The 13,744-nt window shown below is 56.0% G+C and carries 9 protein-coding genes; all 9 read left to right on the plus strand.

Annotated elements, in window-relative coordinates; translation table 11 throughout:
* Positions 1-4 precede the first annotated feature (4 nt).
* Entirely contained in the window at positions 5-1,099 is a 1,095-nt protein-coding gene (locus R2A130_RS10475; protein WP_009758021.1) for a TRAP transporter substrate-binding protein, read from the plus strand.
* Positions 1,100-1,329: 230 nt separating this feature from the next.
* Positions 1,330-2,400, plus strand: a complete 1,071-nt coding sequence (locus tag R2A130_RS10480; RefSeq protein WP_211098042.1) for a TRAP transporter small permease subunit — start codon at positions 1,330-1,332, stop codon at positions 2,398-2,400.
* A gap of 55 nt (positions 2,401-2,455) precedes the next feature.
* On the plus strand, positions 2,456-5,113 hold the full coding sequence (locus tag R2A130_RS10485; protein ID WP_009758023.1) for a TRAP transporter large permease subunit: 2,658 nt from the start codon (positions 2,456-2,458) through the stop codon (positions 5,111-5,113).
* A 7-nt stretch (positions 5,114-5,120) separates the two neighbouring features.
* A complete protein-coding gene (locus tag R2A130_RS10490; protein ID WP_009758024.1) occupies positions 5,121-5,597 on the plus strand; it encodes a TRAP transporter small permease subunit in 477 nt (158 codons plus the stop codon).
* Positions 5,598-5,634: 37 nt separating this feature from the next.
* The gene (locus R2A130_RS10495) at positions 5,635-6,999 is read left to right on the plus strand and encodes a TRAP transporter large permease subunit (protein WP_009758025.1); all 1,365 of its coding nucleotides are present in this window, start codon (positions 5,635-5,637) and stop codon (positions 6,997-6,999) included.
* A gap of 80 nt (positions 7,000-7,079) precedes the next feature.
* Complete coding sequence (locus R2A130_RS10500; RefSeq protein WP_009758026.1) at positions 7,080-10,607, plus strand: indolepyruvate ferredoxin oxidoreductase family protein; 3,528 nt, start codon at positions 7,080-7,082, stop codon at positions 10,605-10,607.
* A 110-nt stretch (positions 10,608-10,717) separates the two neighbouring features.
* Positions 10,718-12,145, plus strand: coding sequence for a cell envelope integrity protein CreD (gene creD, locus R2A130_RS10505; protein WP_009758027.1), 1,428 nt, complete (start codon positions 10,718-10,720; stop codon positions 12,143-12,145).
* A 1-nt stretch (position 12,146) separates the two neighbouring features.
* On the plus strand, positions 12,147-13,178 hold the full coding sequence (locus tag R2A130_RS10510) for a DUF2332 domain-containing protein (protein ID WP_009758028.1): 1,032 nt from the start codon (positions 12,147-12,149) through the stop codon (positions 13,176-13,178).
* 67 nt (positions 13,179-13,245) lie between these two features.
* Complete coding sequence (locus tag R2A130_RS17600; protein ID WP_009758029.1) at positions 13,246-13,725, plus strand: hypothetical protein; 480 nt, start codon at positions 13,246-13,248, stop codon at positions 13,723-13,725.
* The last annotated feature ends 19 nt before the right edge of the window (positions 13,726-13,744 follow it).

Here is a 13,744-nt window from a genome sequence, read left to right on the forward strand (position 1 = left end):
CAATATGGATAGACGTTCATTTATCAAAAAGGCCGGTCTGGTCGGTGCAGCCGGTACGGCCGCCACCCTCGCCACGCCTGCACTGTCGCAGAACCTGAAGGAAATGGTCATCGTTTCCACATGGCCACGGGATTTCCCGGGTCTTGGTCTGCCGGCACAGCGCCTCGCTGCTCGTATCACCGAGCTGACCGACGGTCGCATCACTACCAAATATTTCGCTGCTGGCGAACGTGTCGGCGCATTCGACTCGTTCGACGAAGTCGCTTCCGGTAACGCACAGGGCTACATGGCCGCTGAATACTACTGGAAAGGCAAGCACGCTGGCTTCTCGCCATTCACCGCTATTCCTTTCGGTCTGACCTACACGGAAATGGACGCATGGATTAAATACGGTGGCGGCCAGGAACTTTGGGACGAGCTTTCCGCTGAATTCGGCCTCAAAGCATTCGCTGCTGGTAACACCGGCGTTCAGATGGGCGGTTGGTTCAACAAAGAAATCAACTCTGCTGAAGACCTCAAAGGTCTGAAAATGCGTATCCCGGGCCAGGGCGGCGACGTCATGGCGAAACTGGGCGCTTCGCCTGTTTCCCTTCCCGGTGGTCAGATTTATGAAAATCTCACATCCGGCGCCATTGACGCCACCGAGTGGGTTGGTCCTTACAACGACTATTTCATGAAGTTCTACGAAGCCGCGAAGTACTACTACTTCCCGGGCATGCACGAGCCAGGCGCACAGCTTGCACTCGGCATGAACAAGGCTTGGTGGGACGGTCTCGACAAAGTCGACCAGGCTATCATTCAGGCTGTTGCGAACGAAGAAAACGCGCGCACTATGGCTGAAACCAACGCCAACAACGGTGAGTATCTGTCGAAACTCATCAACGAAAACGGCGTCCAGCTGCGTGAATTCAACGACGATGTTTACGCATCGTTCGGTGAAGCTGCTCAGGAAGTCTTCGAAGAAGCCCGCGATCACTCGCCGCTTGCTGCGAAGATCCTTGATGCCCACGCTGCTGCCCGTATGGAACTCGGTTCCTGGATGGCCAAGTCGGACGTCTCCTACTCCATCAAGCGCAACAACGTGCTTGGCATCGAGTAAGCCTTTTGGCTTGCTGCAATCGCGGCAGGCTAACGTGACGAGAGTGAAGGGCGGCATATGCTGCCCTTCACTTCACTGCCGGTCAAAACCGCCGGTACGATAGCGGGAGCATGTCCCCGTACGGAAAGCGTAATTGCTCCGTGAAGTGATATGACGAAATTTCGCGTTGGCGATGCAGGGGCTGGGGAGCTGCTCTGCAAAAGCTGCGCCATGACGGGGATAGTGTCAGCATGAACGAGTCGACTTCGAATTTGGAGCCAGCCGCCGCGACACCCACCCCAATGAGCAATCCCGATAGCCGCGCCGTCCACCACACCGGATCAGGCATAGAGCATCCCGGAGATGCCATAACGCTGGGTGCACGGTTTTTCGGCTGGGCGATGCTCACCGTGCTCACCGTGTGGTTCGTAAATGTTGTATTGAAACTCAGCTTCGGATGGCCCGGAGCCTTGGCCCTGTTTGATGGCGGCGGCGTGTTATCCGCTATCGAAGTTGCGTCCTATCTGATCGCTGTCGCTTTTGCGGGCTGGATTGTGACCCGCGATAAAACGGTGCCTCTAAGAGCTGATTCCGCGCGTATTCACAGGTTCAATCTCTTCGTTGTCCGGGCTGCTTTTTTCATCGTTTTATTCGTTGGCCTCGGCGACGTTATCGTCTCTGCGCTACGCGTCGAAAATGCGCTGGAAGGTATTGTTGGCTCAGACCTTAGCCGTGATTTGGGCCGTTCCCAGTTTCGCGGTCCATGGCTTCATGTGCCGTTGATGATTTTGGGAGTTGTCTGCGCGTTCTTCGCCAGGACATTGGGCTTCCATTGGCTAACATTGATGATTGTCGCAGCGGAATTGATGATCGTGATCACACGTTTCGTGTTCTCATACGAACAGGCTTTCATGGGTGATCTCGTTCGCTTTTGGTACGCCGCTTTGTTCCTGTTTGCTTCCGCCTACACGCTATACGAAGAAGGTCACGTTCGCGTCGATATCTTCTATGCAGGCATGCGCAATCGCTCGAAGGGGCGGGTCAACACATTTGGAACTGTGCTGCTGGGCATGGGTCTGTGTTGGACGATCCTGATTATCGGCCTCGGTGGTCCATCGGCCATCATCTACGGCGCGGTTGCCAACTTCGAAGTCTCGCAGTCCGGCTTTGGCCTTTACGTCAAATATATGATGGCGGCCTTCCTTGGCGTGTTCGCGCTCACCATGCTCATTCAGTTTGTCAGCTATTTTATGGAATCGGTTGCAGACTGGCGCGACGAACCTGGCACCCGCCTCAACCGTGGTGACACCGCTGCTCACTAATAAAATTGAACGGCCAAACCACCTTCTGAAATTCAAGACCCGGTAGATATCCACGATGGAACTGTTTTTCCTCCTTCTCCTGCTCATCATCATGGCGACCGCTTTGGGGTCTGGTTATCCGGTGGCATTTGCGCTTCCCGGTGCAGCCATCATCACAATCACGCTGGCAGCGCTTGCAGGTTGGGCCTTTGCCGGTAGTCCAGACGCCTACTTCGCCCAAGGCGGTCCGGGGCAGTGGCTGTCTGCGGGGGTCACGAACCTTCGAGGTATCTATTGGGAGGTGGAGCGAGATACGCTGATCGCCATTCCGCTGTTTATCTTCATGGGCATCATGTTGCAGCGGTCCAAGATTGCCGAAGATCTGTTGATGACCATGGCGCAGCTGTTCGGTCCAGTGCCCGGTGGTTTGGGTATCTCGGTCGTTTTCGTGGGTGCTCTGCTGGCTGCCACTACTGGCATCGTTGGTGCCACCGTCGTAGCCATGGGCCTGATTTCACTGCCCGCAATGCTGCGCAACAACTACTCGCCATCACTGGCCACAGGTACGATCGCGGCATCCGGCACGTTGGGGCAGATCATTCCGCCTTCTATCGTGCTCATTATTTTGGCTGACCAGTTGGCCGCTGCAGTGGACCAGGCAGGCACCACCCGTAAAGCACTCTACAAGGCATCTACCGGCGAACTCACCATGCCGTCACCCTTTGGTGTGACCTCGACTTCCGCTGGCGAAATGTTCCTCGGCGCTCTCATTCCGGGCCTGCTGCTGGTGGCACTTTATATGATCTATATTTTGGTTACCGCATTGCTGTTCCCAAAAAAGGCTCCAGCAGTTCCAAACGAAACCGGGCTCGATAAGGTGTTCTGGCAGCGCCTTGCTCTGGTTCTGGTGCCGCCTCTGGCCCTCATCTTCCTCGTTCTCGGTACAATCCTTGCTGGTATCGCCACGGTGAACCAGGCCGGTGCCATCGGTGCGGCTGGTGCCCTCATCATGTCGGGTTACCGGCTGAAGGAAGGTCAGAAGGGTGCCTATCTGCCCGCTATTTTGGCATTGGTATCCATCGCAGTCATTGCGGTGGTGGTGAGCAACTTCAACACCAACATCAAAGCCATCAGCACCGCTAACGATCAGATCGGCATTATCATCGCCCTGATCGCTTCTGCTGGTCTAATTGGTGCGCTGGTCTGGTCCGCAGTGCGGGCCTACCGCACCGACAACACGCTCAGCGACGTTATGATTGAGACGGCCAAAGCCACGTCGCTTGTCTTCATCATTCTGCTGGGTGCAGCGATGCTAACCGCAGCCTTTCGCGCTTTTGGCGGCGAAGAACTGGTGCAGCACTTCCTCGAAGGTGTGCCAGGTGGCTTCTGGGCAAAGTTCATCGTCGTCATGGCGATCATGTTCGTTCTTGGCTTCTTCTTGGACTTCATCGAAATCGCGGTGGTCGTGGTGCCGATCATGGCCCCGATCCTGCTGGCAGACCCGTCCGCCAACGTCACTGCTGTTTGGTTAGGCGTGATGATTGGCCTGAACATTCAGACATCATTCCTGACGCCGCCGTTCGGTTTTGCACTTTTCTATCTGCGCGGTGTGGCACCTGCCGTGGTGAAAACGCTGGATATGTATAAGGGCGTCATCGGCTTTATCTGCTTGCAGCTTTCGGCGCTGTTTATAGTCGCGCAGTTCCCTCAACTGGTGAACTATCTGCCGAACCGCGTCTCACTATTGGGCGAAACCGCGCCGCCGCCGCGTAACCCCCGCCTGCAATATTGCGTCGAAAACTACATCCATGGCCGTTTCCAGGAGCCCACGGGCCGCATCGTTTCGGCTCAGGACAATCTCAAGGCGTTGGACGTGTCTTATCTGCCAGCCAATCTCCAAAAGGCTCTCGAAGAGTCTTATGCGGCAACAGGAGAAGCACGCGACAAGTTAATCGCGGCTAAAGCGGTTGAAGCCCGCGAAGGTGTTGCGGCCGACGCATTCCGCCCGCTCCATGTTTTGGTAAGGGGATATGAGCGTGACGCCCGCGCTCTTGATGCCGATATCGAGCGTCTCCGTGTTCGCGCGTCGCGCATGCGTAGCGAAGATCAGGCTGAGGCCCGTGCGCAGCTTGAACAACGGATCGCCGACGAAGAGGCGGAACGTGATGCGTTGCTCGCGCAGATCCCAGAAGATTGGGTGCCACGTCGTGACGCCTTCAAGGAAATCGTCAAAGAACAAGCGCAATTGCGCAATGAGTTCCGTCGTTCGTCGAGCACGGCGTACACCAGCGTGAAAAACCTACAGGGTGTCCTTGCGGGGAACGAAGACTTCAACGCATTCGTGCCTATTCTTGATGGTCTGATGGCCAGTCTTCAGGGTGTCGATTCCAAAGAAGGTCAGGCTCTGATCAAGGCGGCAGAGGACGCCGTATCACGTGTCGATGGAACCTCGAAGGTGAAAAGCGCTTTGTCAAAGGCACGCCGTGGTATGCGCCGCAATCCGCCTCGCATGGATGACGTCGAGACCAATGTGGCCGAAGCCCGTCGTCTATTGGCTGTTCAAGGCGAATGGCGAGCGCAGGTGACACCGGAATTCGTTGCGGCTCTTGATGAGTATGAGTTAGCGATGCGCGATACGGTGGGCCTTACCCAACAGCGCAGGCTGTCGCGTGAACAGGCTCTATTCGTGGCGAGCTGCCAGTCCGGCCATCGCGACATCTCGCTGAACTTCTAGTCTCGGCATGGAACGCGAGCCAGCGTTTCAGCCGGGCATTTGGGTAAAGGCGCTGCACGGTGTTGCAGCGCTGGCCCTTCTAGCCGCCTGTTTGCTGCAGGTCTCGGTGGTAGGTTTGCGGGCTGCCGGCATAGGCTTGCTTTGGGGGCAGGAATTGGTGGCAGCACTTTGCGCTGTCGCAATATTGACCGGTAGCGCTTCAACGCTGGCCCAAAACCGTTTGGTGCGCATTGATGTCTGGTCTGCTGGTCGCTCCGAAAAATTGTGGCGCGTTTTGGAAAAGGTTGGGACCGTGCTGTTTCTCCTGCCTTTCTCGTTGTGCTTAATCTGGTTCGGTTGGACATATGCCACCGAAAGCTGGCTCATCGGCGAAGGCTCGGCTGAGATTTCAGGTCTACCGGGCCGCTATGCGATAAAATTTCTCATACCGCTTTTTGCAGTCAGTCTTCTATTGGCCGGATTGGCGAAGTGGCGCCGATCATGATGGAACTGGCCATGACGCAACAAGACATGACGCTATCATGGACATAGTGTTCGCATGCCTTGCCCTGTTGCTACTGTTGGCCGGTTATCCCGTGGCGATAACTCTTGGCGGCTTTGCGGTTTTGTTTGCTGTCTTTGCGACGCTGGTAGGTGCGTTCGATCTTGCTCTCTTAGGCGCTATCCCGTCCCGGGTCTTCGGCATTGTTACAAACCCAATCCTACTCGCTATTCCGTTTTTTGTTCTGATGGGGGCTATCCTCGAACGTTCCCGCATCGCCGCAGAAATGTTGGAAGCTGCCACCCATGGTTTGCGCGGCCTTCGCGGTGGAGCTGCGGTTTCCGTAACACTGGTTGGTGCGCTTCTTGCTGCTTCTACGGGCATCGTGGGCGCAAGCGTCGTAACGTTGGGATTGCTAGCACTGCCAGTGTTGTTGTCGCGCGGTGTTGCGCCGAACCGGGCCGCTGGCACCGTTGCAGCAGTTGGTACATTGGGCCAAATCGTGCCGCCATCAATTGTACTTATCGTGCTGGGTGATCAGCTATCCAACGCTTGGCAAACCGCTCAAACAAGCAGCGGGAATTTTGCACCCGACACGGTGTCAGTCGCAGACCTTTTCGCAGCGTCCATTTTGCCAGGCGCGCTTCTGGTGGGGTTATTTGTCTGCTGGCAGATTTTACGAGGTGATGATGCAGGTCAGGGCGCCCAACCAGTTTCGAGCAATACAACCGCAGGCAGTTTGTCGGCGTTTGTTCCGCCATTTGCGCTTGTGGTCGCGGTGCTTGGTTCGATTCTTTCCGGCATCGCGACCCCGTCGGAAGCGGCCGCAGTAGGCGCGTTTGGGGCTGCACTTCTCGGCTCGCGCAAGCTGGGTTGGAACGACTGGCGGCATATTGCCAGTGAGGGCGTTCACCTCACGTGCACTATTTTTACGATCATCATCGGCGCATCCATATTCGCGCTTGTGCTGCGCGGTTTGGGCGGGGATGAAACGTTGGCCGGATGGCTTTCTGATTTGCCCGGCGGTGCCATGGGTGCGCTGGCAGTCGTTATGCTAACGGTTTTTCTGTTGGGTTTCGTGCTGGATTTCATAGAAATTACCTATGTTGTCCTGCCATTGGCAGCACCAGTGCTGCTGACATTGCCGATGGCTGATGGGTCCACCATGAGTCCCGTTTGGTTGGGCGTTTTGCTGGCGCTTAACTTACAGACCTCGTTCCTAACGCCGCCCTTTGGCCTTTCTCTTTTCTACCTGCGAAGTGTCGCGCCGAAGCAGATCACTACCGCCATGATGTATCGCGGTGTTGTGCCTTATATCGGGCTACAGCTTCTGGCTTTGGCTCTCGTCTTTTGGTGGCCATCTCTGGCCACCTCGCTACCAAATTGGTTCTATGGCGCGTCTTAACGGGCTTGACCCACGCGGTGATGCTGCGAAACTCGCAATAGAAGAAGCGCGCCCCGCTTCGTGTTGAGGGAGCCATAACCATGTCCGATAAAACCACCGATTCCGTCCACGCCGCAGGGTCCGGTGCGCAGCCTGATCTAACGCCCGTGAATCTTGCTGATAAATACGATCTCGATAAATCCGATGTCTTCATCACCGGCACGCAAGCCGTTGTGCGCCTGACGCTGATGCAGAAGGCACGCGATGAAGCGGCCGGTTTGAACACCGGTGGCTACGTGTCCGGCTATCGTGGCTCGCCCATTGGCGGCCTCGACATGGCCATGTGGAAAGAGCAATCGCGGCTCGGCGCCCGCGATATTGTCTTCGAGCCGGGCCTTAACGAAGACCTTGCAGCCACCGCAATTTGGGGCACCCAGCAGGCAGAAATGCGTGGCGAAGGCCGCTTCGATGGCGTTTTCGGTGTCTGGTATGGCAAGGGCCCGGGAGTGGATCGCTCAGGCGATGTGTTTCGTCATGCCAACCTTGCAGGCACCTCAAAAAATGGCGGTGTCTTGCTGTTGATGGGGGACGACCACACGGCAGAATCCTCCACCACAGCACACCAGAGTGAATTCCATCTGCTCGATTTGAAAATTCCGATCCTGTCGCCTGCCGGTGTTCAGGAGATCCTAGACTACGGAATCTTCGGCTACGGCCTGTCGCGCTACGCGAGCGTCTGGGTTGGCATCAAATGCGTGAAGGACACCATCGAATCGACTGCGGTCGTCGATGGTCGCGTTGACCGTTTGGAATTGCACGAACCGAAGGAAGATCGCCGCCCGGCCGACGGCCTCAGCATCCGTCCCAACGACCCGATTCTGGTTCAGGAAGAACGCCTGCATGTCCACAAGCGCTATGCGGTGCAGGACTATGTAGAGGCCAATAAGCTAAATCACACCATCACGTCCGGCGGGAAGAAACCCAAGGTCGGTATCATCACGGCAGGCAAATCCTACCTCGATGTGCGTCAGGCTATGGACGATCTCGGCATCGATGAGGTGCGCGCCAACGACCTCGGTATTCGCCTTTATAAGTGCGGTTGTGTCTGGCCGTTGTCGCGCAAAGAGTTGCGCGCATTCGGCAAGGGTCTCGACCTCATCATCGTGGTTGAAGAGAAGCGCGAGCTGATCGAAGTCCAGGTGCGCGAGGAGCTTTACTCGGTCCCCGACCACCCAGCGATTGTAGGCAAGAAAGACGAAAAGGGTGAATGGCTTTTCCCGATCCATGGTGCGTTGGATTCCAACCAGATTGCTGTTGCCATAGGCGAGCGGGTCAATAGTTTTGCCAAAGACCGCAAACTTGGCTCGCGGGTAAAAGCGCTAAAACAGGCGCAGGAAACCCTGAAGGCGACGGAAGGCGTTGCTGGCCGCATACCCTATTTCTGCGCCGGTTGCCCGCACAATTCATCCACCCATATCCCCGAAGGTAGCCGCGCTTATGCGGGTATCGGCTGTCACTACATGGTGCAGTGGATGGACCGGGAAACCGAGGGCTACACCCAGATGGGCGGCGAGGGTGCTAACTGGGTTGGCGAACACCATTTCTCCACCCGTGACCACGTTTTTCAAAATCTGGGCGACGGCACCTATAACCACTCTGGCTATCTCGCCATTCGCGCAGCGGCTGCCAGCAAGGCCAACATCACCTACAAAATTCTGTTCAACGATGCGGTGGCAATGACTGGCGGGCAGCCGAACGAGGGCGGACTGACGCCATGGCAGATCGCCCAGCAGGTGGCTGCTGAAGGCGCGCACCGCGTGGTTGTTGTCACTGATGAGCCAGAAAAATACGACAGTCAGATCGCGTGGCCGTTCGGAACGACGATCCACCATCGCTCCGAACTCATTCCAGTTCAGGAAGAGCTGGCCAAGGTGAAAGGTCTCACGGTCGTCATCTACGATCAGACCTGCGCCAGTGAAAAACGCCGTCGTCGGAAGCGCGGAAAATTTCCTGATCCAGATCGTCGCGTCGTTATCAATGAACAGATTTGCGAAGGCTGCGGCGATTGCGGTGTGAAGTCGAACTGCGTTGCCGTCGGCGCGGTGGAAACTGAATACGGTCGTAAACGCCAGATCGACCAAAGCGCTTGCAACAAAGACTTCTCTTGCGTCGAAGGCTTCTGCCCAAGCTTCGTCACCGTCCATGGCGCAAAGCTGAAGAAGGGCGAAAAGGGTGCAGCTAGCGGTGATATTCCTTCGGTTCCAACCCCTGAACTTCCAGCGCTCGATCATTCATTCGGTATCATCATCACCGGTGTGGGCGGTACGGGGGTGGTTACGGTGGGTGCCGTGCTCGGCATGGCCGCTCATCTAGAAGGGCGTGGCACGGCCATCATCGATATGGCAGGACTGGCGCAGAAAGGTGGCGAAGTGTCCAGCCATCTGCGCATCGCGCCAACGCCGGAAGACATCAAATCCATCCGTATCGCAGCGTCCGGTGCAGACCTGATTTTGGGTTGTGACATGGTCACGGCCTCCACCCAGAAGGTGCTCGGCTCCATCCAAAAAGGCCGCACCAAGGTGGTTGTGAACACGTTCGAAAAACTGTCAGGCGAATTCACCCATAATGTCGATTTTAGCTTCCCCACCCAGCGCATTATAAAGACGCTGCGGGAAACAGCTGGCAATGACATGACGGCGGTGGTGGACGCGCAAAGTGCTGCCATCTCACTGTTGGGCGATGCGATGGGGGCGAACATGTTCATGCTTGGCTTCGCTTGGCAGCGCGGCGGTTTACCTGTGAGTGAAGACGCCATCATGCGCGCCATCGAAATGAACGGCGTGCAAATACCTATGAACCAGGCGGCATTCCAGTGGGGCAGGGTAGCTGCCTATGACATGGCTCTGTTGCCGGTCCAGCCGGAAGCTAAGTCTAATCCACTGGAACACCGCCAGCTTTCAGAAACTCTGGATGAAATGATTGCGCGGCGCGTCGAGCGATTAACCGCTTATGCTGATCGCAAATATGCGAAGCGATTTGCAAGCAATATTGAGCGTGTGCGGCAGGCCGAAAAATCAGCCGGTGGCGACGACATCTTGAGCGAGACCGTGGCTAAAAACCTGTTTAAGCTTATGGCCATTAAAGATGAATACGAGGTCGCGCGCCTCTACACCGATGGCTCGTTTGCCAAGCAAATGGCGCACCAGTTTGAAAGCTGGGACAGTCTTGAATTTCACCTCGCGCCACCGCTGTTCTCCAAGACGAACGACAAGGGCGAGTTGCAAAAACGTCAATATGGCCCGTGGATGATGAAAGCGTTTGGTTGGCTGGCGCGCTTCAGAGGTTTGCGTGGAACAGCGCTGGATGTGTTCGGCTATACCGCTGAACGCAAGATGGAGCGCGAATTGCTGTCGGACTACGAGCTTGTGATCGACGAAATCGTCGCCGGACTGAACGGCAAGAATCTTTCAGCAGCGCAAGCCTTGGCAGCCTACCCGGAAACCATTCGCGGCTTTGGTCACGTCAAGGAACGCAACGCGAAAAAGGCGCTAGCAGAACGGATGAAACTTCGCGCTGGCTTTAACAATCCGGCTGGTTCGATGGACAATCTTTTGGATGCAGCTGAGTAACGCTGCCCGAATATGACCCTGAACTGATCTCGCAACCGCCGGAATCACGACATGTTTCGGCCAGATGGGAGGCGTGATGTCGCGCCACTTCATCTTGGGAGATTTTCATTATGTCCGAACCAACACTCACCGCTCCGGCACCCGCCGGAGTGCCCAGTGCTGCTGATTCAACAGTGGTTAGCAAAGCGCAAGGCTTCTTCGCTCAACCCGGCGTAAAATTTCTAGCCATCGGCTTTATATCTTTGCTGCTCATCATTCCGACCTTCTTCGTGATGGACATCGTTCGCGAGCGTCAACAGCGCGGCAATGTGGTGGCGAACGAAATCGCGCAAGGTTGGGGCGCACCACAAATCATAAACGGTCCCTATATCGTTGTGCCTCGAACACGCACCACAACGACGAATAATCGAATTTCAAAGCAGCGCGACTTCCTCTTCATCTCCCCGCAGCAATTGTCGGCAGACAGCGCGTTGGAAGTGACCGAGAGAAAGAAATCGATTTATTCGACAACGCTGTACGGAAGTGAAGTGGCATTAAAGGGGCGTTTTGCAGCCAGTGATATCGACGGGTTCGTTACTGAAGGAGAGGGTGAGTTGAATATGGCTGCCGCTTTCCTGCTGGTTCAGGTTGGCGACAACACGGGCTTTAGATCTTCTGTCACTGCTAAACTTGGTGCGCGCGATATGGAGATGCAGCCCGGCACGAATGGCGTTCTCGCTAGCTCAGTTTCCCGTCGCCAATCGCCCGGCGTAAACCGTCAGGGCAACGGAATTTTTCTCCCGCTTAATCAGGCTATGTTGTCGGCAGGTTTCGATTTTTCGATGACGCTGAATCTAAACGGTTCTCGCAGTTTCACCGTTGCGCCGGCAGGGCGCGATACCAAGATATCCATGAAAGCAGACTGGCCGCACCCAGGCTTTCGCGGGGCCTTTCTACCGGAAAAGCGTGACATCTCCGAAGCGGGCTTCTCCGCCACTTGGACTGTGCCCTTCATCGCGCGGGGTACTGCAGTCAACAGTTTTGCCACAGCAATTCCGAACGGCGGCGCAGCCGTATCCGTCGATCTGGTCGAACCGCTGAAATTCTACCAGATCGTCCAGCGCACGTTGAAATATGCCGTACTGGTCATCGCGCTCATTTTTCTGACCGTGTTCATTTTGGAACTTATGGACCGTAACGCTTTCCATTGGATTCAGTACATTCTAACTGGTATCGCATTGGTCGTGTTCTACGTGTTGCTTCTCGCGTTGGCCGAACGTGTTGGTTTCGATACTGCCTATCTCATCGCCGCACTCGCCACGACTGCGCTGATATCTTGGTATGTCGGCCATGCGCTGGCACGACGCTACGCTACATGGATTGTAGCTGCTGCAATCGCTGCAACTTATGCCGTAATCTATCTTGTGATGCGCGAGGCGGAATACGCCTTACTGGTCGGCGCGTTCGTCGCCTTCGCCGCGGTGGCTCTCACCATGATCGCTACGAGGAATGTCGACTGGGCCGGTGGCAGCACTTTGGAACCCGTAGAAGGAAAATAGGATGACGGAGCAGGCGGTACGGGAAGCTTTCACGGTGCAAGCGGATCATTGCGACAAGCTTGGTTCCCCCATGACCGCCCATCTGTGTCGCCTGTTCACAACCCATCTTGATGCTTCCACGAAGGTTGGGTCGCTTTGCCTGAACTGGCAAGGTGATCCATGCAGCGGTGCAGACAATGTGCCATTGCGCTTGTGTGGCGGGCTTCACTCCCTCGTTTTATCGGGCGTGAATACAGAGTTGGCGGATGCCTACTCGTTATCTTTATCGCACATCACGCCTGAACTTCTGACAGCAGTGATGCGCCGCAACGATGAGTGTTTGCACGACTTCATGGCCTCTCCGCCGCAGACGAACGAAGTTGCCCGCGCAGCAGCGCTTTGGCCTTGCTTGATGGCGATAGCTGGAGACAGTGATCTTCCATTGCACCTACTGGAGTTCGGATCGTCTGCCGGATTGAATCAAAATTTGGACCGCTTCGGCTACGATCTTGGTGGTGTCCTGTGCGGTGACCTTTCTTCGCGGTTGCAGCTAAAACCCAAGTGGAAAGGCCAGCGACCTCAATTGGCAGACGTAAAGGTCTCCGGCCGCCGTGGTGTTGACCTGTCGCCTTTCGATTTATCGGATCCCCAACAGCGCCTGCGTTTGCGCAGCTATGTTTGGCCCGACCAGCCTGACCGTCTAGCTCGTTTGGACGCTGCAATCGCAATCGCAGACGAGCATCCGACGAATGTAGATCGCGATGATGGCTTGGCGTGGCTTGATCGAAAGCTCGCAGACCGCCCGCAAAACGCGAAGACTGTCGTATTCTCAACGATTGCATGGCAATATATGCCGTCGGAAATGAGAGAAGCGGGCGACACTATGCTGAGGAAGCATATGCGCTCCGTCGGTGGCCCTGTTGTCTGGCTGCGCATGGAGGCCGACGGACAAGAACCCGGCGCTGCACTTACCGTGGTCGATGAAGCTGACAGCGAGCTCCGCCTTTTGGGTAGGGCCGATTTCCATGGTCGATGGATTGAATGGCATGGGTGAACGCTGAAACTATTTCCACGGCGTTCTCGTTTCTGCTTTACCCAAAAACAACGAGAGACGGCCTGTCATGAAATTTGCTATCGCTTCAGCCTTGCTAATGACCGCGTTCACCACGTCCGCCAACGCTGACGCCTTGCATGGCCTTTCGGGCAGTTGGACCGGCTCCGGCAAGGTTCTGGTTGAACCCTTAGGCCGCATCCCTGTGAAATGTACGATGAATGTCGATCAAACCGGCCCGCAAACAGCAATGACCGGCACCTGCCGCTACGGCATATTGAAGAAAAGCTTTGGGATGAAGTTGGCAGCAGACGGAACTGCTGTTCGCGGAGAATATGATGGCGCCCGCACGGGTGTTGCAAACCTACAGGGCAATAAGTCAGCCGACCGTGTTGTGTTGGATATTGGCTGGGCAGCACCTGTGAACGGCGACCGTACCGCACGGCTGACTGTTGTTCGCCAAGGTCCCAACCAATTTATGCAAACCGTTGGCGATCGTGTGGACGGTAAGGATGTCACCACCTCGTCATTTACCTTCCGGCGCATGTAGCCGCGAATAACCACGGTTT

Origin of the sequence: Ahrensia sp. R2A130 (assembly GCF_000179775.1) — a bacterium.
In the GTDB taxonomy this organism is placed as follows: domain Bacteria; phylum Pseudomonadota; class Alphaproteobacteria; order Rhizobiales; family Rhizobiaceae; genus Pseudahrensia.